The 23,773-nt window shown below is 67.8% G+C and carries 23 protein-coding genes; 6 read left to right on the forward strand and 17 right to left on the reverse strand.

Annotated features, from left to right (window positions below):
- The 10 genes from O9255_RS03535 to O9255_RS03580 all read right to left on the reverse strand — a co-directional run bounded on the left by O9255_RS03535 (position 1) and on the right by O9255_RS03580 (position 10,844).
- Entirely contained in the window at positions 1-1,194 is a 1,194-nt protein-coding gene (locus O9255_RS03535; protein ID WP_297865454.1) for an ATP-binding protein, read from the reverse strand.
- 160 nt (positions 1,195-1,354) lie between these two features.
- The gene (locus tag O9255_RS03540) at positions 1,355-2,059 is read right to left on the reverse strand and encodes a hypothetical protein (protein WP_297865455.1); all 705 of its coding nucleotides are present in this window, start codon (positions 2,057-2,059) and stop codon (positions 1,355-1,357) included.
- Between the two features lie 146 nt (positions 2,060-2,205).
- The gene (locus tag O9255_RS03545) at positions 2,206-3,027 is read right to left on the reverse strand and encodes a TatD family hydrolase (protein WP_297865456.1); all 822 of its coding nucleotides are present in this window, start codon (positions 3,025-3,027) and stop codon (positions 2,206-2,208) included.
- Positions 3,024-4,226, reverse strand: coding sequence for an NAD(P)/FAD-dependent oxidoreductase (locus O9255_RS03550; protein WP_297865457.1), 1,203 nt, complete (start codon positions 4,224-4,226; stop codon positions 3,024-3,026). The genes O9255_RS03545 and O9255_RS03550 overlap by 4 nt, the downstream gene beginning before the upstream one ends.
- Positions 4,216-4,761, reverse strand: coding sequence for a YaeQ family protein (locus O9255_RS03555; RefSeq protein ID WP_297865458.1), 546 nt, complete (start codon positions 4,759-4,761; stop codon positions 4,216-4,218). Before O9255_RS03555 ends, O9255_RS03550 begins: the two co-directional genes overlap by 11 nt.
- Positions 4,762-4,816: 55 nt before the next feature.
- Positions 4,817-5,674 (reverse strand): alpha/beta hydrolase-fold protein, encoded by an 858-nt coding sequence (locus O9255_RS03560; protein WP_297865459.1) that lies wholly within the window; start codon positions 5,672-5,674, stop codon positions 4,817-4,819.
- Positions 5,671-5,811 (reverse strand): hypothetical protein, encoded by a 141-nt coding sequence (locus O9255_RS03565; protein WP_297865460.1) that lies wholly within the window; start codon positions 5,809-5,811, stop codon positions 5,671-5,673. The genes O9255_RS03560 and O9255_RS03565 overlap by 4 nt, the downstream gene beginning before the upstream one ends.
- A 54-nt stretch (positions 5,812-5,865) precedes the next feature.
- Positions 5,866-7,206 (reverse strand): Fic family protein, encoded by a 1,341-nt coding sequence (locus O9255_RS03570; protein ID WP_297865461.1) that lies wholly within the window; start codon positions 7,204-7,206, stop codon positions 5,866-5,868.
- Positions 7,207-7,502: 296 nt separating this feature from the next.
- Positions 7,503-10,337 (reverse strand): DNA methyltransferase, encoded by a 2,835-nt coding sequence (locus O9255_RS03575; protein ID WP_297865462.1) that lies wholly within the window; start codon positions 10,335-10,337, stop codon positions 7,503-7,505.
- A 12-nt stretch (positions 10,338-10,349) separates the two neighbouring features.
- On the reverse strand, positions 10,350-10,844 hold the full coding sequence (locus O9255_RS03580; RefSeq protein ID WP_297865463.1) for a hypothetical protein: 495 nt from the start codon (positions 10,842-10,844) through the stop codon (positions 10,350-10,352).
- Positions 10,845-10,935: 91 nt separating this feature from the next.
- Here O9255_RS03580 and O9255_RS03585 point away from each other — a divergent pair, with 91 nt between their 5' ends.
- Positions 10,936-12,087 carry a serine hydrolase domain-containing protein gene (locus O9255_RS03585; RefSeq protein WP_297865464.1) on the forward strand — a complete coding sequence of 384 codons (1,152 nt, stop codon included), beginning with the start codon at positions 10,936-10,938 and terminating at the stop codon, positions 12,085-12,087.
- Here the strand turns inward: O9255_RS03585 and O9255_RS03590 are convergent.
- From O9255_RS03590 to O9255_RS03605, 4 genes are read right to left on the reverse strand one after another with little or no spacing between them, the layout of a single operon-like run.
- Positions 12,048-15,281: an efflux RND transporter permease subunit gene (locus O9255_RS03590; protein ID WP_297865465.1), complete on the reverse strand. Its 3,234-nt coding sequence runs from the start codon at positions 15,279-15,281 to the stop codon at positions 12,048-12,050. The genes O9255_RS03585 and O9255_RS03590 overlap by 40 nt on opposite strands.
- Positions 15,274-16,347 (reverse strand): efflux RND transporter periplasmic adaptor subunit, encoded by a 1,074-nt coding sequence (locus tag O9255_RS03595; RefSeq protein WP_297865466.1) that lies wholly within the window; start codon positions 16,345-16,347, stop codon positions 15,274-15,276. Before O9255_RS03595 ends, O9255_RS03590 begins: the two co-directional genes overlap by 8 nt.
- Before the next feature lie 11 nt (positions 16,348-16,358).
- Positions 16,359-16,562: a DUF2892 domain-containing protein gene (locus O9255_RS03600; protein WP_297865467.1), complete on the reverse strand. Its 204-nt coding sequence runs from the start codon at positions 16,560-16,562 to the stop codon at positions 16,359-16,361.
- A 57-nt stretch (positions 16,563-16,619) separates the two neighbouring features.
- Positions 16,620-17,888 (reverse strand): FAD/NAD(P)-binding oxidoreductase, encoded by a 1,269-nt coding sequence (locus tag O9255_RS03605; protein ID WP_297865468.1) that lies wholly within the window; start codon positions 17,886-17,888, stop codon positions 16,620-16,622.
- A gap of 227 nt (positions 17,889-18,115) precedes the next feature.
- Here O9255_RS03605 and O9255_RS03610 point away from each other — a divergent pair, with 227 nt between their 5' ends.
- Both O9255_RS03610 and O9255_RS03615 read left to right on the forward strand, forming a co-directional pair.
- On the forward strand, positions 18,116-18,499 hold the full coding sequence (locus tag O9255_RS03610; protein ID WP_297865658.1) for a metalloregulator ArsR/SmtB family transcription factor: 384 nt from the start codon (positions 18,116-18,118) through the stop codon (positions 18,497-18,499).
- Positions 18,499-18,732, forward strand: coding sequence for a DUF2798 domain-containing protein (locus tag O9255_RS03615; RefSeq protein ID WP_297865469.1), 234 nt, complete (start codon positions 18,499-18,501; stop codon positions 18,730-18,732). The genes O9255_RS03610 and O9255_RS03615 overlap by 1 nt, the downstream gene beginning before the upstream one ends.
- A gap of 25 nt (positions 18,733-18,757) precedes the next feature.
- Here O9255_RS03615 and O9255_RS03620 read toward each other — a convergent pair whose 3' ends face one another.
- Both O9255_RS03620 and O9255_RS03625 read right to left on the reverse strand, forming a co-directional pair.
- A complete protein-coding gene (locus tag O9255_RS03620) occupies positions 18,758-19,486 on the reverse strand; it encodes a peroxiredoxin (RefSeq protein WP_297865470.1) in 729 nt (242 codons plus the stop codon).
- Positions 19,487-19,526: 40 nt separating this feature from the next.
- The gene (locus tag O9255_RS03625; RefSeq protein WP_345781359.1) at positions 19,527-20,423 is read right to left on the reverse strand and encodes an MBL fold metallo-hydrolase; all 897 of its coding nucleotides are present in this window, start codon (positions 20,421-20,423) and stop codon (positions 19,527-19,529) included.
- Positions 20,424-20,523: 100 nt separating this feature from the next.
- On the opposite strand from O9255_RS03625, the gene O9255_RS03630 reads away from it, so the two are divergent.
- The 3 genes from O9255_RS03630 (at position 20,524) to O9255_RS03640 (ending at position 22,802) form a co-directional block, all read left to right on the forward strand.
- Positions 20,524-21,504, forward strand: coding sequence for a hydrogen peroxide-inducible genes activator (locus O9255_RS03630; RefSeq protein WP_297865472.1), 981 nt, complete (start codon positions 20,524-20,526; stop codon positions 21,502-21,504).
- A gap of 103 nt (positions 21,505-21,607) precedes the next feature.
- Positions 21,608-22,378 carry a sulfite exporter TauE/SafE family protein gene (locus tag O9255_RS03635; protein WP_297865473.1) on the forward strand — a complete coding sequence of 257 codons (771 nt, stop codon included), beginning with the start codon at positions 21,608-21,610 and terminating at the stop codon, positions 22,376-22,378.
- Positions 22,379-22,418: 40 nt separating this feature from the next.
- The gene (locus tag O9255_RS03640) at positions 22,419-22,802 is read left to right on the forward strand and encodes a rhodanese-like domain-containing protein (protein WP_297865474.1); all 384 of its coding nucleotides are present in this window, start codon (positions 22,419-22,421) and stop codon (positions 22,800-22,802) included.
- A 69-nt stretch (positions 22,803-22,871) separates the two neighbouring features.
- On the opposite strand, the gene O9255_RS03645 is transcribed toward O9255_RS03640, so the two are convergent.
- Positions 22,872-23,633: a class I SAM-dependent methyltransferase gene (locus O9255_RS03645; RefSeq protein WP_297865475.1), complete on the reverse strand. Its 762-nt coding sequence runs from the start codon at positions 23,631-23,633 to the stop codon at positions 22,872-22,874.
- Positions 23,634-23,773: the final 140 nt, after the last annotated feature.

Genomic DNA, 23,773 nt, shown 5'->3' on the forward strand with positions numbered 1-23,773 from the left:
TCAGCCCTCGCGCCAGTCCTCGCCGGGCAGGATGCGCCGCAGGTAGGCGTCGAACATCGGCACGGTGAACGCGGTATCGCCGTGGTTCGGGCTCCACACCATGCCCTTGTCGATCAACTGCGCGCGGATCGGCCCCATCGCGGTGACCTTGCGACCGAGGGTGTCGGCGATGTCGCCGGAGCGGTGCGGGCCCGGCCCCAGCGCCGCCATCGCGCGCAGGTAGCGCTTCTCGGCCAACGTGAGGCGATCGAAGCGCACGCGGAAGAAGCTTTCGTCGAGGGCCGCCACCGCCTCGCGCGCGGCGCGTTCGACGTCGGCGACCGTGATCGGCGAGCCCTTCGCCACGTCCCAGGCATGTTTGCCCCACTCCTGCAGGAAGTAGGGGTAGCCCTCGGTGGCTTGGAGGATCGCCTCGGTGGCCGCGGGCTCGAAGCGCACGCCCAGCGCGGCCGCCGGCACCTCGATGGCATCGCGAGCGGCCGTGGCGTCGAGCGGCCCGATGAAGGGGAACGCGAACAGCCGCTCGGCATAGGACTTCGCGCGGCCCATCTGGCCGGGCAGCGACGGCAGGCCGGCGCCCACCAGCACCACCGGCACCTGCTGCTGCGCGCAGCGATGCAGGGCCGTGACCAGCGAGGCCAGCTGCTCTTCCGGCACGTACTGCAGCTCGTCGACGAAAAGCACGAGGGCGGTGCCGTCGGCCTGCGCGGCACGGGCCGCGGCTTCCAGCAGGGCCAGCAGATCGCTCTCGAGGTCGCCGTTGTCGGCGAGGCCGGGCTCGGGATCGAGGTCGATGCCCACTTCGAGATCGGCGTACTTGAGCTTCAGCGATTTCGCGAACCCGGCCAGCGCGCGCAGGCCGCGGCTGGCGAGGTCCTTGGCCTTGTCGCGACGCGACAGGCGCAGCAAGGCGAGGCGCAACTGCGGCGCCAGCATGGCCGGCAGCGAGCGGCCTTCCGGCGCTTCGATGCGGATGGTCTCCATGCCCGCGGCCTCGGCGTCCTGTCGCATGCGGTCGAGCAGCACGGTCTTGCCGACGCCGCGCAGGCCGACCAGCAGCACGCTCTTGGCCTGCCGGCCGGCACGGATGCGCGCGATGGCGATCCGCACCTGCTCGATCAGGGCGTCACGGCCGGCGAGCTCGGGCGGCGGCGCCCCGGCACCGGGGGCATAGGGGTTGGCGATGGGGTCCATGGCCGCAGCCTAGGCCGATCTTCGGAAAATTACAAAGAAAAGATAATCTTCCTAACTTCGACCAAGCCAGCGGCCGGGGTGGTCGGCGAGAACCGCCGCAGCGCCCGGAATGGCGGCGCAGCGAGCCCAGGTATCGACGCGGATGACGTGGTGATGCCGATCAATGGCCCGCCCGGGCCGGAACGCGCGGGATGATCGTTCGCCGCCGGACGCCTCGGCCCAGCGCCGCGAAGGTCCGGGTGAGATGCCGCCGCGCGAAGACCTGCAGCAGTGCCAGCCCCCCGACGAAGCAGAACACCATCGCCGCCAGGGCCACGCGGTCCTTGCGGTCACCCGCCTGTTCGCGGGTCTCGATCTGCGCCTTGAATTGGCTGCGTATCGCCTCCGCCGCCCCCGAAAGGCTCTCCACGAAACCACCACGGAGAGCCTCGTGGCGGCGACTCAGGAGGACAGCGCGCGGGCCGCCGCCGGGGAACGGCTGCAGGGCCGAGCGTTCGTAGGTGCGGAGCTGCTTCCAGGCATCGAGGGAGCGCTCCAGCGGCGAAAGGAGGGCAACGCCCGCGCCGGAGGCTTCCAGGGCATCGAACTGCGCCTCGACGCGCCCCGTGGCCTCGTCGAGATCGGCCAGGTCGGCCTTGATGTCGTCGACCAGTCCGGGACCGAGGGCAGCACGGCTCACGGCATGCGAATGATCGAAAGCGAGGTCGCGCAAGGCATCGACGAACGCCTCCGAGAGTTCCTGTTGGCGGGCGAGCTCGCGTTCGCCCTCCGAACCCGCGCGATGGAGCAGCAAGGCGGCGATGGCCACGCCACAGAGCGTCACGACGATCGACAGGGAAACACGGCTGATGGTTGCGATCCGCATGGCACGCCCTCCTCGCTTTTTTGCCGGTTTACGACCCCGATCAAGCCCATTCCGTCGACCACGTCGCGTCCGCGGCGAGGCATCGCGCCGCACAAGGTCACACGCGGTCAAGTGCGGTCGGGCGTCACACTCTGCCGCCCGCGGGCTCAGGCCTCGGGCAAGCGGAAAAACGCCCGTGCCGTCGCCGTGGTGCTGGCCGCCGTCACCGCCACGTCTTCGCCGCGGTCCTTCGCGAGCTCGTGGACGATGTGCGGCAGGAAGGCCGGCTCGTTGCGCCTGTCCTTCGGCGTGGGCTTCAACGTGCGCGGCAGCAGGTAGGGGCAGTCGGTCTCGACCATCAGGCGGTCGGCCGGGATGCGCTTCACCAGCTCGCGGAGGTGTTGGCCGCGGCGTTCGTCGCAGAGCCAGCCAGTGATGCCGATGTAGCAGCCGGCGTCCAGCGATTCCATCAGCGCACGCTCATCACCGGTGAAGCAGTGCACCACCGCCGGGCCGCAACGCGGCAGGAAGGGCTTGAGGATGGCGAGGAAATCGTCGTGGGCGTCGCGCTGGTGCAGCAACAGCGGCTTGCCGCATTCGACGGCGAGCTCCAGCTGGCGTTCGAAGGCGCGCTGCTGGGCATGACGCGGGGCGAAATCGCGGAAGTAGTCGAGGCCGGTCTCGCCCACCGCCACCACTTCCGGGTGCGTGAGCAGTTCGCGCAGATCGGCGACGGCTTCATCCGTCACCTCGATCGCGTGGTGCGGGTGCACGCCGGCGGTGGCGAACAGCCGGCCCGGGTGCGCGCGGGCGAGATCGAGTGCGTGGCGCGAGCCCTCGCGCGAGGCGCCGGTGACGACGAGCTGGTGGACGCTGGCCTCGGCCGCGCGTTCGAGCACGGCGTCGAAATCATGGCCGAAGCTCTCGTGCGTCAGGTTGGCGCCGATGTCGACGAGCGGGTGCGGGAAGGTGGTGCGGTAGGGGTTCATGCGTGTTGTCCGGCGGCATGGCCGGAAGCCGAGGCCCATTGGAAGTTGTAGCCACCGAGCCAGCCGGTGACGTCGAGCACTTCGCCGACGAAGTAAAGGCCCGGCACGCGACGGCTTTCCATCGTGCTGGACGAGACTTCCTTGGTGTCGACGCCGCCCAGCGTGACCTCGGCGGTGCGGTAGCCCTCGGTGCCGCTGCAGACCAGCGGGAAGCGGGCGAGCATCTCGGCGATGCGCTGCAGCGGCTTCGGGTCGAGCTGCTTCATCGGTCGGCTCTCGAACACGGTCTCGCACAGGCGCTCGGCGAACCGCTTCGGCAGCAGCTCAGCGAGGACCGTGCGCAGCTGGGCGTCGGGCCGCGCGGCTCGCAGGGCCGTGAGGGTTTCGAGCGCGTCCTGCCCGGGCAGCAGGTCGAGTTCGAGCGCCTCGCCCGGCTGCCAGTAGTTGGAGATCTGCAGGATGGCCGGGCCGCTGATGCCGCGGTGCGTGACCAGCATCGCGTTGCTGAAACTCGTCTTGCCGGCCCGTGCGGTGACAGGCAAAGCGACACCGGCCAGCTCCGCCATCTGTTCCGCCGGCTTGCCGCTCTGCGTAAGCGGCACGAGGCCGGCGCGGGTGGGCAGCAGCGCATGGCCGAACTGCTTCGCCAGCGCATAGCCGAAACCGGTGGCGCCCATGCTCGGGATCGAAAGGCCGCCCGTGGCGACCACCAGCGATTCGGCCTCGACCACGCCCTGCGACGTGGTGATGCGGAAGCGCGGAGCGCTTTCGGCCGCGCCCTCCCGCGTCTCGACGGACTCCACCGCGCAGGACGTGCGCACATCGACGCCAGCGTCTTCGCACTCCTTCAGCAGCATCGCCACGATCTGCTTGCTGCTGTCGTCGCAGAACAGTTGGCCGAGCTCCTTCTCGTGGTACGCGATGCCGTGGCGCTCGACCATCGCGATGAAGTGCGCCGGCGTGTAGCGGGCGAGTGCGGACTTGCAGAAGTGCGGGTTGGCCGAAAGGAAGTTCGCCGGCGTGGTGCCGGTGTTGGTGAAGTTGCAGCGCCCACCACCTGACATCAGGATCTTCTTGCCGCAGCGGTTGGCATGCTCGATCACGCGCACGCGCCGGCCGCGACGACCGGCGGTGAAGGCCGTCATCAGCCCGGCCGCGCCGCCGCCAATCACGACGACGTCGACACGTTCAGCCCGCACGCTGGTGCCACACGGGCGTGACGCTGACCGAGCCGCCCTCGCCCATCAGCTGCACTTCGCCGTCCTGCACGAGGCACTGCAGGTCCATGCCGCGGGCGAGCAGCGGCGCGAGCGCTTCGGCCGTGCCCGCCGGCAATTCGACGACGTCGAGGTTCGCGCAACGCGCCAAGCCGGCAGCGTTCTTCTCCCACCACAGGCCGAAGCCGCGGCCGCTGTAGCCGACCACCGTGACGCGACGCGAGCGCCCACAGGCGCGACGCACGTCGGCCTCCTCGGGCTGGCCGAGTTCGATCCAGTGCTCGATGTCGCCGGTGAGCGAGCGCAACCACACGTCGGGCTCGCCCTCGCTGCTGATGCCGCGGCCGAACTCCAGGCGCTCCTCGGCGAACAGGCCGAAAGCGAGCAGGCGCACCATCAGGCGCGCATCCGTCTCCGACGGGTGCTGCGCCAGGGTCAGCGTGTGCGTGGCGTAGTAGTGGCGATCGAGGTCGGAGACCTGCAGCGTCGCGCGGTGGACGGTGGCCTTGAGCGCCATGGGAATTCCGGGGAAGAAGCGGCACGCATTGTAGGCGAGCCCGCCTGAAGCGCCCTCAGCACGGCTCGCAGATCGGGGCGAAGCGCCAGCACAGGGCGGTCGGCAGCGCCGCGCGCCACGCGGCTTCGTTGTGCCCCGCGTTCGGGTCTTCGAGGAAGTTCAGCCGCGTGGACGGCGATCGAACGCTGAAGGTTTCGAACATCGCCCGGGCTTGGGGCAGCATCGATTCGCTCTCCATGCCGCCGGCATACACGTAAACCCGCTGGCCGGACTTCAACGGCGTTGCTGCGGTCTCCTCGGCAATGGCCCGCGAGAACCAGTAGCTCGGCGAGAAGATGATCGCCCCGCCGAAGACATCAGGCCGCCGCAGCACCGCGGCATGCGCCATCAGCCCGCCCATCAAGCTGCCGACGATGGTGGTCGAGGCCGCCGCGGGGCGCGTGCGGTAGCGCGCGTCGATGGCGGGCTTCACCGCACCGACGAGATCGGCGAGGAAGGCCTCGCCACGGGCCGGCTTGAACTCCGGGTTCTCCCACACGCTGAGTTCATTCATCCGCGCCTCGCCACCGTGGTCGACGCCGACGGCGATCACCGCGAGGTCGTGCTTCACCAGAAGCTCGTCGAGCGCCTCGTCCGCACCCAATTCGCCGACATAACTGGTGGCAGCGTCGAAAACGTTCTGGCCATCCATGAAATAGACGACCGGATAGCGGCAGCCCTCGCAGTTCGTGTAACCGCGCGGCAGGTAGACGCGCAGCGTGCGCTCGACGCCGAGCGTGGGCAGCGCGACGGTGAAGGTCTCGAAGCGCGAGGGCGCGGCCACCGTGGATTCGCGCACCGCCTCGGCGGGCGCCGCGGTCACGGCCCAAGGCGCGAACGCCAGAAGGGCGGACGCCAGCAGCGCGCGCTTCACTCCGCCTCCGGCAAGGTGTACTCGAAGCGGTAGAAGTGGTCGCCACCGGCGATGTCGGTGCCCATCCGCGCGTCCAGCATCCCGACCACGCGTTCGATGGCGACATGGCCGGCCGAGCTGCGGCGGAGCATCCGCATGCGCCAGCGTTTCGGGCGTCATCTGGACGTGGAAAGGGCCTTCGATGGTGTGGGTCATGGGTGTCCCTGCTGCATGCGCGTTTCAAGATCTTCGGCAGGAAGATAGATCACGCGGCGCCCAGAACGGACGGCACGCAGCCAACCCTTATCGACAAGGTCAAGAAGATCGGCGCGCGCCGTAACGCCGCTGATGCGGTGCGACGTCGCGTGCGAATCATGGCTGTACTCCGCTTCCGGCCGCCTCAGCGCGTGATCGAGCAGCGCGAGCTGCCGATGGTTGAGGTCTCCGCGATCGGCAAGGCGTCGACGCAAGACGGCCTGCGCGCTTCCCTTGCGTTCGACATACGCGAAGAGTTCCGCCACCGCCTGATCCAGCACTTCCAGTTGCTGGATGAGGAAGTACGTAGCGTCCTGGTCGTCGCTTTCGACCTGCTGGTAGGCCAGCTCGTAGGGCCGGCGATTGCGGTACAGCAGGCGGGAAATGGAGAAGAACTCGGCGAGCCAGTAGCCGCGATGCAGCATCGACCAGTAGAACAACGCGCGCGCAGTCCGGCCGTTGCCATCGTAGAACGGATGGTCGTAGGCGAGTTGGAAGTGGAGAAGAATCGATCGGAGCACCGGATGCAGATACTGGCCATCTTCAATGTCGGGCGCGTTGGCGAAGGCGATGAGCGCCGCCATCCGCTCCGGCAGCTGCTCGGCCGGCGGCGGCGTGTGGACGATGCGATTCACACGATGATCGACCACATCGACCCGAACGTCGCTAGGCTGCTGCAGTTTCCCAGCCTGCGAATCATCGTCCAGCGTGCCGTCGGTGAGGATGCGATGCAGCTCGAGAACCCCGTCCAGACTCAAGGGCTCGGGCGCCATTTCACGCAGACGCTCCATGGCACGGAAATTGTTGAGGATCATCCGCTCATCGCGATTCAACGGTTCGCGACGCGAGCGCAGCATGTCCTTCGCCGCCTCGCGCGTGCTCACGGCGCCCTCGAACAGGCTCGAATGGATGGCCTCCTCCATCAGCGAGCTGGCAAGGTACTGGTCGCGGGTGACCGGGCTCGCGGCGGCCTGCGGCAGCGTCTGAGGACCGGCGAGAAAGCGGTCCATCCGCGACACGCCGAGCTCCACCCGCGCGTGCCGAGTGTAGGTGAGCGTCCGGCCGTTGATGGCCCTCAGCCGCGGTACCTGCACAGCGGCGCTGGCACGCCGCCATTTCAGCGCGAACCACCACTCCTTGGAGGACAGCCCCGCCGGTGGGGTGCGGTGCCGCAGGGCCTCCCAGTGCAGGTAGGCCAAATCGTCGAGAGCCGCGGCGCGCTCGGCGACCGCGCGCACGCGCTCCGGCGGTAGTCGGAACAGATCGTCCAGCGTTGGGGTGGGGGGGAGCGGCTTCATTTGAAGACTTTTAAGTTTTAAGCGAACTTAATTCAAGTGAAGTGCCCTCGATGCGCTCCCTCGGCGGATCGAGGCTCCAGCCCACCGGGAAAGGTTAAACCATTGATCCATATGATTTTTTCGTGCGGCGCCTTGGCGCCTCCGCCCGATGTCCTGCTACACACCCCTAAGGCGCGGACAGGGGTCATGGAGAAGAAAGCGCGGCGAGGGCGGGACTTGAACCCGCAGTCCTATGCGGCCATGTCGGCCGCCATCCCCTTTACCGTGGTGGGGCCCTACCCGCCGCGCAGCGCACGCTACGCCCGCGCATCACGCCTCGCAAGGACCTTGCGCGACGACCGCGCCTTCTTCGTATTCGTCACCGGCAGCAGCGAGGTCAGGGCCTCGTAGCGCTCGAACAGAAAGGCGATGCGCTCGGCGTCGCTGCCGAGCTTCGGCGCCTTGCGGCCGGCGGCCTTCTCCGCAGCGACATAGGCGGCATCCACGGCTCTGTCGAGCTGTTGGTGCGCCTTCACCAGCGCGGGCGGCATGGTCAGCGGGTCGTACAGATCGGCCAGCGTGCTGCCGGGGAAGGCGGCACGCGCGTCGATCATGTCCTGTGCGGCGGCTTCAATGGCAGTGCGTGCTTTGTCGTCCAGCGGCTCGGGCCAGGGGAAGTTGTTGTAGACGATGCCGGCGGAGTAGCGGTAATCGCTCTTGATGCGACCACATGTCGTTCGAATCCACGCCATATGCATTCGCGATGAAATGACTCCGAAGAAGCAGAGATCATCGGACGACACGATGAGGTTGGCATCGCCCGAAAGATCGTTTGGCGACATGAAACCTGAAGGCATGTAGTCACGGTTCTCGGAGAAATGGCGCGGCAGCAACAAGTACGAAGTCTTGGGAAGATTTTCGACATGAAACCGGGTGGGCGTCGGGGCGAGAGCTAGAGAACTCTGGCCCGCCTTTGCCTCTCGACCACTTTTCGCATCAATCTCACCCAAACGATAACGACGGACTTTTTCAACAAGAGCGAGCACGGCAGGCATCGCCCGAATCGCAGACGGTTCTGCATCAGCAAGCCAAACGCAGTAACGCTCGATCCCGTTCAAGAACTCTGTTGCGCCGAACCAGCGCTTGATGAATCGAGCGGCATTGGGTTCAGCCTGCAAGAGTAAATCCCGCTCTTCTGGCGTCAACAAGTAGTAGCCGCCATCGATCGGCTTATTGCCAATCCCGATTTCCGGCACATCACAGAGCGGCTTGCTCCGATTCAGAAGCAGCACATCGTGCGCATCCACCAGATAGGGGTTGATGTTGCCTGCCGCAACTTCCTGCGGCTCGCCGCCCACCGTCTCGTAGTCAAACAGCCGCCTCGGGCTCGGCGGCGTACGGCTCATGCCGACGATGATGCAATGCACAGCTGCCACGCCCTTTGCTTCGCTGTTCCAACGAAAGGTCCGATGCGCGAAGGCGATGCGCCAGCCGCGCGCCAGCAACTCGCCCCACAGAATGCCCACCTGCTCGCCCTGGCAGATCGAGTTGGTGGATACGAAGGCGATGCCGATGCCCGTGCCTTCCGCGTAAGCCGTTGCCTTCAGATGCCAAGCGCAGACGAAATCAAGAACGCCAGCACCTTTCAGCTTGCCGGCCACGGCCAGCAGATCGGTGCGCTGCCCTTCCGTCATCAGCTTCGAGCCGATGAACGGCGGATTCCCGAGGATGTAGCTCAGCTTCTCCTTCGGAATCACGCTTGCCCAATCAATGCGCAATGCATTTTCGTGCACGATGGTCGGGCTCTTGGTCAACGGCAGGCGCGCGAAGTACTCGCCGAAGCGTTCGGCCACCTGCAGGTTCATCTGGTGGTCCATCAGCCATAGGGCCACCTGTGCGATCTGCGCCGGGAACTCCTCGATCTCGATGCCGTAGAACTGGTCCACGTCCACCAGCACGTGGTCGCCCACGCGGGTGAACACGCTGCCCTGCTTCGCGTACAGGCGGTTCAGCACCTCCAACTCGATCAGCCGAAGCTCGCGGTAGGCGATGACAAGAAAGTTGCCGCAGCCGCACGCCGGGTCGAGAAAGCGCAGCGTGCCCAAGCGCGCATGGAACTCGCGCAGCTTGGCTTCGTGGCTGCCAATCTTCTCCAGCTCTGCCTTCAAGCCATCGAGGAACAGCGGCCCGATGAGCTTCAGGATGTTCTTCTCGCTGGTGTAATGCGCGCCGAGGTTCCGGCGCGCCTTCGCATCCATCACGCTCTGGAACATCGAGCCAAAGATGGCCGGGCTGATGCGGCTCCAGTCCAGCGCCGCCGCGTCCAGCAGCTGCTGGCGCATGGTGGCGTTGAAGTTGGCGAAGGGCAGCGGCTCTTCGAACAGCTTGCCGTTGACGTAGGGGAACTCCGCCAGCTGAGCATCGAGCGTGCTCTGGCGTTTGGTGGCCGGCGTGTTCAGCGTCTGGAAGAGCTGGGCCAGCCAAAGGCCGAGGTCGGCACCGTCCACGCCGGTGCGCTGCGCCACCAACTCGGTGAAGGCATGGCGCGGGAAGATGCCGGTGTCGTCGGCGAACAGACAGAACAGCAGGCGCACCAGCATCACTTCCAGCGCGTGGCCTTCGTAGCCAGCGGCCTTCAGCGCGTCGTGCAGCCGGCCCATACGCTCGGCGGCCTGCACGTTGACGGGGTCTTCGTCCTTGTACGTGCGCGCCTGATAGCCCGCCATGAAGCCGAAGCGCTTCACCTGCTTGTGCAGGTCGCGCAGCGCGAACTCCACCGGCGACTCGCCGGTTTCGAGGTCGTAGAGCCGGAAGCGCGCGAAGTCCGAGACCAACAGGTACTTCGGCAGCTCGGCATCGCTCAGGCCGGCGAAGTAGTCGCGGGCCTGAGCGTGGGCTCGATCGAGGTCCTTGCCGCGGGATTTGTGCTCGACCAGCAGCACGCCCTTCCAGAGCAAGTCGATGAAGCCGTCCTTACCGTCGAGCTTCTTCACCTTTTTCTCGAAGGTGCCGACGCGACGGCGCGGCACCCCGAACACCTCGAAGAAGCCATCCCAGAAGGACTTGGCCTCGGCGTCCTCGCTGGCTTCATCCGCCCATTCGCGACTGAACTTCAGCGCGCGGTCCTTGATCTCGTTCCAGCTCAGTGGCATCCGGCCTCTCCCTCAGTTGCAGCGGATGGTGCCAGCGTCCTGCGCCGGGCGTTGGCCCCGCGCGGCCTGCACACGAAGCACCTCACCGCCCACGGAACGCTTCAGCCAACCCGCCGCTTGGCCGCAGATGGGTCCGGCCGCTTGGGCCGCAGTCAGGCCCTGCAGCTCCACCATCACTACCGGCCCGCCGGCGGCGTCACTCACGCCTTTCACACGCACTGCCGCGAGTCGCTGCTCGAAGGTGAGTTGCTGGCGTTCGGCAGTCTCACGAGCCATAGCGTCGCCCGCTGCTTGGATTTGTGCCTGCATCTGGCGGGTCGCCTCACGGAGATCCCGTTCCGCCAGCTTGGCGTGCACGGCGTATTCGTAGAACGGGTAGATGGCCAGCATGACGAGCCCGGCACCAAGGCCGACCCAAAGCCGGCTCCAGGCGCCTCGGTCGGTGTCGTCACTGGCTTGGCGGCGGCGAGCCCCGAACTCCCCGGCTTCGTTTCCCCACGTCGTCATGACATCGCGCTCCGTATCCCTTCGAGGTGCCATTGGGGCCCAGCCGCAACACCCCGGTCAACCATCCCGCCCCCGCCGCGTTATCCGACCCATGCGCCCGCTCCTCGCCTTCCTCGCCCCCCTGCTGCTGGCCCTGCCCACCGCGGCACGGTCGCCGGCGAAAACCGATTTCTCGGCCATCGATGCCCGCATGCAATCCCTGGTGGCGCGCTACCGGCTCGATGGCGCCTCGCTGTGGGTCTCGCACAATGGCCAGCCGGTGTTGATCCGCTACTACGGCGGCTACTCGGAGGCGACGCGCATCCCCATCGCCTCGGCCAGCAAGTGGGTGTCGGCCCTGGTGCTCGCGCGATTGGTCGAACGCGGCACCCTGCGCTGGGATTCAACCGTCGGGGAATGGTGGCCCACGGCCCCCGCCGACAAGCGCGCCATCACCTTGGCGCAGCTGTTCTCGCACACCAGCGGCTTGCCCGGCGACGAGTCCGGCTGCATCGCGAATGCGCTGACGACGCTGCAGGCTTGCGCGGGACAGATCCTCGCCGGGCCGATGATCGCCGCGCCGGGCAGCACCTTTGCCTACGGCGGCCTCTCGATGCAGGTGGCCGGCGCGATGGCCGAACGCGCGACCGGGCTGGGCTGGGACACGCTCTTCGCCCGCGAGCTCACCACCCCACTGGCGCTGACGGCCACGGAGTTCGGCTTGAACAGCAGCGCCCCCGGGATCGTCACCCTGCCGAACCCGCGCATTGCCGGCGGCGTGCGCAGCACGCTCTCGGACTACCGGAAGCTGATGGCGATGTGGCAGGCCGACGGCATCATCCGCGAAGGGCCGAACGCCGGGCAGCGCTACCTCGCCGTGTCCACGATCCGCGCCATGCAGCGCGACCACGCCGCCGGAACGGCGAAGGTGGACGTGCCCAATGTGCCGCAATCCATCGGCAACTGGGGCTACGGCTTCGGCTATTGGCTCCTGCCCACCACCCGCGCAGGCGCGCCGGTGGTGGAGTCCAGCCCCGGGGCCTTCGGCTTCCAGGGCTGGGTGGACGGCGCCGCGGGCATCGCCGGCGTGTTCATGGTGCAGGACACGAACGCGCGGATGGCGCCGGAAGCCGCGGCCGTGCAAGCGGATCTGGCCCGCCTGCTCGATCCGCCGCGCTTCACGCAGTCGGCGGGCGCGGCCATGAACCCGCCGCCACCCCCGCGTCAGGCCGTGCGCGGACGCCCGCTGAGCCAGGCGAAGTAGAGCAGCGGGATCACCACCAGCGTCAGCAGGGTGGAGACGGCGATACCGAAGATCAGGCTGATGGCGAGGCCGTTGAAGATCGGATCGTCGAGGATGAACAGCGCACCGAGCATCGCCGCCAGCGCGGTGAGCCCGATCGGCTGGGCGCGCACGGCGCAGGCTTCGACCACGGCGTCGGCGAGCGCGCGGCCGTTCGCGATCTCGTGGTTGATGAAGTCCACCAGCAGGATCGAGTTGCGAACAATGATCCCGGCCAGCGCGATCATGCCGATCATGCTGGTGGCGGTGAACTGCGCGCCGAGCAGCGCATGCCCGGGCATCACGCCGATCACCGTCAGCGGGATCGGCGCCATGATCACCAGCGGCACGACATAGCTGCGGAACTGCGCGACGATCAGCAGGTAGATCAGCACGAGGCCGGCGGCATAGGCGAGGCCCATGTCGCGGAAGGTCTGCCAGGTCACCTGCCACTCGCCGTCCCACTTGATGGTGAAGGCCAGCGGGTCGTCCGGCGCGGTGAAGAAGCGCTGCGCCACCGGCACGCCGACGTCGAGCGAGTCGACGCGCCCCACCAGCGAGAACATGCCGTACAGCGGCGAATCGACATCACCCGCCTCGTCGGCCATCACGTAGGCCACCGGCAGAAGATCCTTCTGCATCAGCATCGGCTCCCACGGCTCGCGACGGACCTCGACGAGTTCGACCAGCGGGATCATCCGGCCGTCTTGGGCGCGCACCTTCAGCGCCAGCAGCTCTTCGATGCGGGCCTGGTCGCCGGCCGGCAGGCGCAGGCGCACCGGGATGGCGTGCTTGGCTACGCCGTCGCGCAGGTAGGTGGCGTCCACGCCACCCACGGCGAGCGCGAGCGTCTGCGCGATGGCCTGCTGGCTCACGCCGAGGCGCGCCGCGCGCACGCGGTCGATCACGACCGTCTCGCGCGAGGCTTTCGCTTCCAGCGTGGTGTCGATGTCGACGAGGCCGTCGGTCTCACGCGCCAGGCCTTCGAGGCCTTCGACGATGCGACGCACCGTGGCGGCATCCGGGCCATAGACCTCGGCGACCAGCGGCGCCAGCACCGGCGGGCCGGGCGGCACTTCGACCACCTTGAGCGCGGCGCCGTAACGCGCCGCGATCGCCTGCAGCGCCGGCCGCCACGCGCGGGCGAGATCATGGCTCTGGTCGTCGCGGTCGTGCTTGTCGACGAGGTTCACCTGCAGGTCGCCGAGCGCGGCGCCTTCGCGCAGGTAGTACTGGCGCACGAGCCCGTTGAAATTCACCGGCGCCGAGGTGCCGGCGTAGCCCTGCACGTCGAGCACTTCGGGGCGCTCGCGGAGTTCAGCGGCCAGCTCCAACAGCAGCGCGTTGGTGCGCTCCAGCGGCGTGCCTTCCGGCAGGTCGACGACGATCTGCAGCTCCGACTTGTTGTCGAAGGGCAGCATCTTCAGCACGACCAGCTGCACCGCGACGAGGCCGACCGACAACGCCACCGCCGCACCGATGCCGGCGAAGAGCTTGAAGCGTCGCGACCCGCCCTTGCCCGGGTCGAGGAAGGGGCGCATCAGGCGATCGAACACCCCGTGCAGGCGCGCCGCGAGGCCACCGTGACCGTGGCCACCCGCCTCGCCGAGGCGCGCGTAATGGCGCGAGAGCAGCTTCACCGCGAGCCAAGGCGTGACCGTGAGGGCGATCAGCAGCGAAAGCAGCATGCCCACCGACGCGTTGATCGGGATGGGCCGCATGTACGGGCCCATCAAGCCGGTGACGAAGGCCATCGGCAGCAGCGCGGCGATGACCGTGAAGGTCGCCAGGATGGTCGGGCCACCGATCTCGTCCACCGCCGCCGGCAGCGCCTCGCGCAGCGACTTGCCGCCGAGCGTCATGTGGCGGTGGATGTTCTCGACCACGACGATCGCGTCATCCACCAGGATGCCAATGGAGAAGATCAGCGCGAACAGCGACACGCGGTTGATGGTGAAGCCCATCGCCCAACTGGCGAACAGGGTGACGGCCAGCGTCAGGATCACCGCCGCGCCGACCACCAGCGCCTCGCGCCAGCCCAGCGCGACCAGCACCAGCAGCACCACGGCCATGGTCGCGAAGACCAGCTTCTTGATCAGCGTGATGGCCTTTTCGTTGGCGGTGAAGCCGTAGTCGCGCGTCACCGTGGCCTGCACACCATCGGGGATCAGCGCGCCCTCGAGGGCAACGAGGCGCTCGCGGATCGCAGCGGTGATGTCGGCGGCATTGGCCCCCGGCTTCTTGGCGATGGCCAGCGTGACCGCTGGCGCCCATTCGAGCGGCGCGGCCTCACCGGACGGCGCGCCCGCACCGGCCGCATGCCACACGTAGGCGGTAGGCCGGTCGGCGGACTCGCGGATGGTGGCGATGTCGGCGAGACGGAGCGGCTGGCCCTCACGAAGGCCGAGCACCAGATCGGCCACGCCATTCGCATCGGCGAGGAAGGTGCCCACCGTTACCGGCACCTGCGTGCCGCCGGCGTCGACGCGCTCGCCGGCCTGCAGCACCACGTTGGCCGCGGCCAGCGCCTGCTGCAGCTCGCCCACGGTCATGCCGTGGGCGGCGAGTCGCGTGGCGTCGAGTTCGACGACCACCGCGCGCTCCGGCGCGCCGATGGTGGTGATGTCACGCGTACCGGGCACGCGCTTGAGTTCGGTTTCCAGCGCGCGTGCGACGGCGCCGAGCTCGGTCGCGCCGCGCTGCGGGTCGTCCGTCCACAGGGTGACGCCCATCACCGGCACGTCGTCGATGCCCATCGGGCGCACCAGCGGCGGGCCCACGCCCAGCCCCGGCGGCACGAAGTCGGCGTTGGCGAACACCTGGTTGTAGAGGCGGACGAGGGCGTCCTTGCGCGGGATGCCCACGTCGAACTCGACGGTGACCACGGCCATGCCGGGACGGCTCATCGCATAGACGTGCTTGACGCCTTCGACTTCCGAGAGTTTCTGCTGCAGCGGCACGCTGACGAGCGATTCGACATCGTGCGCCGACGAGCCCGCGAAGGGCACGAACACGTTCGCCATCGTCACGTCGATCTGCGGCTCTTCCTCGCGCGGCGTGATCATCACCGCGACGAGGCCGAGCAACAGGGCCGCCAGCGCCAGCACCGGCGTCAGCGGATTGGTCTGGAAGGCCCGCGCTAGGCGGCCGGATACGCCAAGTCGAGGCTCACTCATCGGCGGCCTCCCGCGCGGCGCGCTGGGCCACGAGCGCCGCGACCGGATCGAGCGCGACGGCCTCGCCCGTCGCCAGGCCAGCGATCACTTCCACGCGATCGCCGAACACCTCGCCCACGCGGATCTGGCGCAGGCCGACGCGGCCTTCGGGCGACACCACGTACACGGCGGCGATCTCGCTGCGGCGAACGAGGGCGGTGGCGGGGATCAGCAGGCGCTCGGCCTCGCCCAGCTTGAAGCGCACCTTGGCGGTGTTGCCGGGCTGCAGACCGGTTTCCATTTCCGGCAGTTCGACGCGAACGGTGAAGGTGTGGGTCTGCGGGTTCGCGGCCGGGAACACGATGACCTCGCGGGCTAGGACGTCGCGGCCGTCGGCCAAGCGGATCGTGGCGGCCTTGTGTTCACGGATGGCGGCGATGTCGGCCTGCGGCACCTGCACTTCCACGCGCAGCTGGCCCAGCGAGAGGCCCGACACCAGCGGCTGGCCGGGCGCGACGGTCTCGCCGATTTCGACATGGCGCTGCGTGACGAGCCCCGAGTACGGCGCGCGCACCACGGTGTAATCGACCTGCTCGCCCGCCTGCTTCACGCCGGCCTCGGCGGCGGCGAGGGCGGCACGCGCGGCATCGCGTCGTGCCGTGGCCTGGTCGAGCTGCGAGCGCGCCACCAGCTGGCGCCCGGCCAGGTCGGCGATGCGGCGCTGGTCGGCTTCCGCTTCCGCGGCCTGCGCACGCGCCGCACGCAGGGCGGCCTCCGCCTGCGCGCGACCGCTGCGCTGCTCGACATCGGTGAATCGCACGACGACATCGCCGGCCTTCACCACGTCGTTCACATCGAAGGGCAGTTCGACCACCCGGCCGGCCGTCTGCGCCGCCAACGTCGCCTGATGCACCGCCTGCACCACGCCGTCCCAGCTGCGCTCGCGCGCGGCGCTCGCCGGTGCAACGGCGAAGGTTTGCAGGCCGGGATCCGTCGACGTGGGGGCCGCGTCCTCGCTGCCCGAACAGGCGGAAAGCGCGAGAGCAGCAACGAGGGCGGCGGCGAGGGGCAGGCGGCGGAGGGCCATGGGGGAATCCTTCAGCGGAACGCGCAGCCGGACGACAGGCCCAGCTTCTTGAAAATGATGGCGGCCGGGCAGAAGCCGGTAAAGGCCGACTGCAGCAGATTGAGGCCGATGAACGCCGTGAAGAGGACGAACCACGGCGAGACGAAGTGGGTCAGGGCGATGGAAAGAAGGGTCATGACGCCGGCAAAAGCGAAAACGGCACGGTCGAGGTTCATGGCGGGACTCCGGGGAAAGAAAGGGCGGAACGGAAAGCGCGAGGCGCGGGTCGATCCTTACTTCAGGCGCTCGATGCCCAGCGCCTTCAGGATGTACTTCTCGTAGATCGGCTCGGTGTTGCCGGATTTCATCTTGGCGAGGAAGTACTTCTCGAACGCCACCTTCGCCACATGCACCCACTTGCCGACCTTTGCCCACGTCACGTTGCGGGGCGGGATCTGCGGGATGGCGACGAAGGCGGCACCCGTGTCGCCCATGTCGGCGAGGCAGATGGCGTTCCACGTCGGCACCTCGTCCGGCTCACGCCCGGCGAGCACCGCGGCGAGGTTGTGCGCGATCGCGGTCACCATGGATTCGATCATGAAGCCGGTCTTGGGCGCGCCGGTCGGCACCGTCGTGACCTCGACCGGCGGGATCGCCACGCAGACGCCCGCCGACCAGACGTTCGGGAAGGCCGGGTGGCGTTGGTGCTGGTCGATCAGCACGAAGCCGCGGGGATTGACCAGCCCTTCGACGCCGCGAACGGCATCCACGCCGGTGAAGGGCGGCATGATCATGGCGAAGCGATGGGCGACGGCGTGCTCCTTCACCACGTTGCCACGCTCGTCGAACTCGGTGGCGCTCACCGTGTCCGCGGTGACGCCGGTGATCTTCGCGTTGGCGATCCACTTGATGTGGCGCTGACGGAGCTCGCTCTCGAGCAGGCCCTTGCTGTCGCCCACGCCGCCGAGCCCCATGTGGCCGATGTAGGGCTCGGGCGTGATGTAGGTCATGGGCACGCGGTCGCGCAGCTTGCGCTTGCGCAGGTCGGCATCGAGGATCATCGCGAACTCGTAGGCCGGGCCAAAGCAACTGACGCCCGGCGCTGCACCGATGACGATCGGGCCGGGGTTCTTGAGGAAATCCTCGTAGGCGGCCCATGCGGTGGCCGCATGCTCGGTGGTGCAGATCGAATGGCTGTGCGCATCCGGACCGAGCCCCGGAACTTCGTCGAAGGCGAGGCGCGGCCCCGTGCAGATCACGAGATGGTCGTACGCCAGTTCGCGACCGTCCTTCAGAACGAGACGATTGCGGACAGGATCGACGCGCTGCGCCCCAGCACCGTCGAAACCGATCTGCTTCTTGGCGAGGTGCCCCGCGACGTCGATCTGGATGTCGGCGGCCTTGCGCCAACCCACGGCAACCCAAGGATTAGAGGGCGTGAAGCTGAACTTCCCGCCTTCGCCAACGACGGTCACCTCATGCTCGCGCCCAACGGCGGCTCGGATTTCATAGGCGGCGCTCATGCCGCCAAGACCTGCACCGAGAACGACGATCTTTGCCATGGCGCGCCCCGCATTGGTTTGGTTGTTTTCTAATTTAGCACGCGCTAAAGTTAAGTCAAGCAACGCCCGATCGACGGTCGGCCGGGCGTCGCGTCATCCCCGTCGGAGGCCCCATGTCCCGCCCGAACGAACGTCGAAGCGCCGGCGGAAGCGGGCTCTGCCGCTTGGCGGGGCCGTCGACCTACAATGACGCGCCTATGCCCAAGACCACGAACCGCCTCCCGCCGATGGCCGCCGCCATGGCCGCGCAGGCCGAAGCCGCCGCAGAACTCCTCAAGACGCTGGGCAACCCGCAGCGGCTCCGCATCCTCTGCCTGCTGGTGGAGGGCGAGCATTCGGTCGGTGAGATCAACGCCCACGTGCCGTTGTCGCAGTCGGCGCTGTCGCAGCACCTTGCTGTCCTGCGGGAACAGGGCCTCGTCGAAACACGGCGCGAAGCGCAGACGATTTTCTACGCCCTCGTCGACGGCCCCGCCCGCGCGATGCTCGGAACGTTGCACGATCTCTATTGCCCTACGCCGGAGAGCGCTGCGCCGAAGTCCCGCCAAAGCGCGAAGTCGGCACCACGGCCTACGGCAGCGAAGACAGCCTCGCGTCGGAATGCCTCGTGATGGACAGCCTCAAGTTTCGCAGCCTGTTCGCCGTGCTCATGGCCCTGCTGATGGCCTTCCTGATGAGCGCGGTGCTCACTGCGGTGAACACTGGCGTCGGCGCCGGCTTCGTCGGCCGCTGGCTGCACGCCTTCATCGTCGCCTGGCCGATCGCCATCGTCGCGGCATTTTTCTGCGCGCCCATCGCGCGGCGCTGGACGATGCAACTGCTCGGAATGGGGGGGCCGCGCTAGGCGGACCCCACTCTTGCTGAAGTCTTCAGGACGCCTTCTTCATCGAGAAGTACCAGTCGGTCGTCTCGAGCCCTTCGCCGAGTCGGGCCTCGAGGTCCGCGACTGTCTTCGGTGCGCCAACCAGCACCTTGTCACCCGGCTGCCAGCCTTCCGGCGTCGCCACGCCCTGCGAAAGGCTGGTCTGCAGGCCACGAACGAGGCGGAGGATCTCGGCGACGCTGCGGCCGTTCGTCATCGGGTAATAGACCATCGCGCGCAGGATGCCGTTCGGATCGATGATGAAAGTAGCGCGCACCGCCGCCGTATCCGATGCGCCCGGGTGGATCATCCCGTAGGCGCGGGCGACGTTCATCGACAGGTCCTCGATGATCGGGAAGGGAATCTCGACGCCGAACTTCTCCTTGATGTTCTGCACCCAGGCAAGGTGGGAGTAGATCGAGTCGATCGACAGGCCCAGCAGTTCGCAGTTGATCGCCGCGAAGTCGGCGGACGCCTTGGCGAAGGCGGTGAACTCCGTCGTGCAGACCGGCGTGAAGTCGGCGGGATGCGAGAACAGAACCAGCCACTTGCCGCGGTAGTCATCGAGCGAACGCGGGCCGAAGGTGGTCTGGGCTTGGAAAGCCGGCGCGCGCTCGTTGATGCGCGGGAGGCCGTAAGCCATCGGCTCGGCGGCGGAAGACGGGGCCGAGGGCGTGGACGCGGCGGGCGCGGCCTTCGGAGCGACGGGAAGGACGTTGGATTCAGAGCAGCTCATGGCGGATCTCCTGGGGGCCGCGCGTGGCGCGGCGAAAGGGTCAGAGTGAGTCGAGGGGAACCTTGAGGTAGCGGACGCCGTTGCTCTCGGGTTCCGGAAGAGCGCCGGCTTTCATGTTCACCTGCAGGGAAGGAACGATCAGGGTCGGCATGCCGAGGGTGGCGTCGCGGGCGGTGCGCAGCCGCACGTAGTCGTCCTCGGCGATGCCGTCGCGCACGTGGATGTTCGAGGCTCGCTGCTCGGCGACCGTGGTTTCCCAGCGGATCTCGCGGCCGCCCGGGCCGTAGTCGTGACACATGAACAGGCGCGTCTCAGGCGGCAGCGACAGCACGCTGCGCATCGACCGATAAAGCGTGCGCGCATCGCCACCGGGAAAGTCCGCGCGGGCGGAACCGCCATCCGGCATGAACAGCGTGTCGCCGACAAAGGCGGCGTCACCGATCAGGTGGGTCATGCAGGCCGGGGTATGGCCGGGCGTGTGCAGCGCGAGGGCCTGCAGCGCACCAATGGTGTAGCGCTCGCCGTCCTGAAAGAGGTGGTCGAACTGGCTGCCGTCGCGGCGGAACGCCGGGCCTTCATTGAAGATGCGGCCGAAGGTGTCCTGCACCACGTCGATGCGTTGCCCGATGGCAATGCGGCCGCCGAGCTCACGCTTGAGCCACGGCGCAGCCGACAGGTGGTCGGCGTGCACATGGGTCTCGATCAGCCACTCGACTCGCAGGCCCTCGGCCCGCACCACGTCGGCGATGGCCTGGGCCGATCGATGGCTCGTGCGGCCGGAGGCGTAGTCGAGGTCCAGCACCGGGTCGACGATGGCGCAGGCCGGGCCGTCCGGCTCGCGGACCAGGTAACTCACCGTGTGGGTCGCGGGATCGAAGAAGGCCGTGACGCGCGGGGTGGGGCCGCCAGGGCCTTCGAGGGGGTCATTGGCGCTCATCGCGATGTCCTTGTTCGTCGTCATGGGAGGCACTCTAGGTCGCTTATTTGATTGATAGAAATGAATAGTTTTGATCGCTGTGTATGGTAACGTCGAACACATGGACAACCCACCCAGCCTTCGGCAACTCGAATACCTCGTCGCCCTCGACGCCCATGGCCATTTCGCGGAGGCCGCGCGTGCCTGCGGCGTCGGGACGCCGGCCTTCAGCAGCGGCCTCGCGGAGTTGGAAGAGCGCCTCGGCGTTCGCGTCGCCGAGCGCGACCGCCGCCACGTCACCATGACACCGATCGGGCGGCGGCTCGCAGCACAAGCCCAGCGCGTGCTCACGGAAGCCACGGCTTTTGTCGCGCTGGCCCGGCAGGACTCGCGGCCGATGGCGGGCGCGTGGCGGCTCGGCAGCATCCCGACCATCGCCCCCTTCCTGATGCCGAAGCTGCTGCCGGCGATGCGCGAACGGTTTCCCGAGCTCGACCTCCGGCTCTCGGAAGACAAGACGCCGGAGCTTCTCGTGCAGCTGGAGATAGGCCACCTCGACCTGCTGCTGATCGCCTTCCCCTACGAGGTGCCGGGCTGCGACACCGACCGGCTGTTCCATGACAGCTACCGGTTCGCCTGCAGCCCGCGGTGCGCGCTGGCGAAGTCAGCGCGGATCGGCCCGAAGGACATCGCCTCGCAGCCCCTGATGCTGCTGGAGGCGTCGAACTGCCTGCACCACCATGCCCTGCCCGTCCTCGAAACGGCCGCGGCGGCGCCGCAGACCACCTTCGCCGGGACCAGCCTGCAAACCCTGGCGGCGATGGTGGCCGTGGACATGGGCAGCACCCTGCTGCCGACGCTCGCCATCGAGGGCGGCCTGTTGCAGAGCGCCGACGTGGTCACGCGTCCGCTCGACTATGAGGGGGGGCGCCGGACCTTGGGCCTGTGCTGGCGGCGCGGCCATGCGCGCGCCGCGGAGTTCCGCGAGTTCGGTGCCGCCATCCGTGCGTGGGCGTCGGCCGCCCGGATCGGCGAGCCCCTCGCGCTCCCGGCAGCCCGCGCGGCGAAACGCGCGGGTGTGCGCGCATCGAAGCGCGACTGACCGGGACGTCGGACGGCGATGGCGTGGCGGTTTGTGCATTAGCAACTACTAATGTATATTCCGCGCATGTCCATGCCCTCCGCCATCGACTGAGGTCGCCCCGGTGATCTGGCTCGCACTGCTCGGCGCGATGATCGTGGGCCTGTCCTTGGGGCTGCTCGGCTCCGGCGGCTCTATCCTCACTGTGCCGCTCCTGGTCTACCTGGTGGGCCAGCCGGAGAAAGTCGCCATCGCGGGCTCACTGGCGGTCGTTGGCGGCATCGCGCTCGCCGGCGCCATTCCCTCGGCGCTGCGCGGCGGCGTCGAGTGGCGAAGCGTCGGCTGGTTCGGCGTCCCCGGCATGCTGGGCACGGTGCTCGGCGCCCACCTTTCGCGATGGATTCCCGGTGACGTTCAGTTGCTGCTGTTCGCGGCCGTGATGCTGGTCGCGGCCTGGCGCATGGCCCGAGCCGCACCGGCGTCGACCGCAACGGGGACGCCGAGATCACGGACGTGGATCGTCATCGACGGCCTTGGCGTTGGCCTGCTTACCGGCCTCGTCGGCGTCGGCGGTGGATTCATGATCGTCCCAGCCCTCGTCCTACTGGGCGGCCTGCCGATGCAACGGGCCATCGCCACCAGCCTGTGGATCATCGCGCTGAACGCGTTCAGCGGCTTCGCCAAGCACCTGTTCGTTCTCGATGCCGCGGGCTTGGCCCTCGACTGGACACTGCTCGCGCTGTTCACTGCCGTAGGCGCGATGGGCAGCCTCGTCGGCCAGAAACTCGCATCACGTTTGCCACAAGCGCTGTTGCGTCGTGGCTTCGCCGCCCTGCTGGTGGTGATGGGCCTCTACATCGTCGGGCGGGAACTGCCCACCTTGCTTGCTTCCTGACCTCGCCGCGAGAGCGGCGTCCCTTGCCGAGGAGAATCCGATGAAAACCGTGCAGGACCTGGTGGCCAACGCGAAAGCCCGCATCCGGGAAATCGACCATGCGGAACTCGAAACGCTGCTTGCCCAGGGCGCGCCAATCATCGACGTGCGCGAGCCCGGCGAGTTCGCCGAAGGGCGCATCCCCGGCGCGGTGAACATTCCGCGCGGCGTTCTGGAATTCGAAGTCGACGGTCATCCGGCGGTGAATTGCATCAAGGACCCGGCGTTGTCGCATCGCGAGACACCCGTGATCCTGAGCTGCCGAAGCGGCGCACGGAGTGCCTTGGCGGCCGCTGCATTGAAGGACTTGGGCTTCGCCGAACCCGTCTCACTCGCCGGCGGGTTCATGGGCTGGACCAACAGCGGCAAACCCGTGGAGCGCTGATCGCGAAGTAACTTCCGCTGTGCTCCGAACCGGAAGGCCCTTGGCGAATGGCGCATCGCTGGATGCGCCTCAGGGACCATCATCGATCTTGCGGGCGATGTAGAAACCGTAACTCACGAAGCGTCGGAAGCGCTCGTAAAGATCAATCTCCAGCACCTCGGCCGCAACGACGGCCTTGGCGGCCTCGCTCGATCCGTGACGTTCCAGGAACGCCGGGAAGCGTCGCTGCATGGGGCGATAGTAGGCATCGATCCAGCAATGCTCAGGCAGGACGAAGTACCCAACCGGCTCATAGCCGGCACGTTCGAGCACGTCCATCTTGGACGAAGCGGTCGCGACTTCAGCGTATTGGGCGCGCCAGTGCTCCTCCAGCTCGACAGGCCGGCGAGCCGTCAACCACGTGAGTTCTGAGACAGCCAGCAGACCGCCTGGTTTGAGGAAACGTCGCCACTGCCGCACGCCGTTGGCGAAACCGATGTTGTAGATGGCCCCTTCCGACCACATCACGTCGAGGCTTCCATCCTCGAACGGCAGGCTATCCATCGAAGCACTCATGGTGGTGATGCGATCCGACAGTCCAGCCCGCTCGGCGCGCGATCTCAGCGCACCAAGGAACTCGGGCAGGGTGTCCACAGCAACGATCTGAGACCGAAGATCTTGCGCGAGGACCATCGTCGAAGCACCGGTACCGCAGCCGATGTCTGCGACCTTCAGCTGGCTCGATGGCGACAACCCCGCCAACGCGATGGCCTTGCGCGTTTGCGCGGCATCACCGGGGCCTTGACGGTCGGCCCCAACATGAAGGTCGATCAGCAGATTCAATTCATCCATGGGGTCATCCTTCCCGTTGGCAGAGTCGGTTGTTCGGGGCTGGCAGATTTCCATAGGACGCTCACACGGCACTTCACACCGGGGCGCGGCCCGTCTGACGGCGGCAACCGGTCGACCGTCTGAACGAACCCGAGCTGACG

The sequence above is a fragment of the Silanimonas sp. genome (genome assembly GCF_027530345.1).
Lineage (GTDB): Bacteria > Pseudomonadota > Gammaproteobacteria > Xanthomonadales > Xanthomonadaceae > Silanimonas.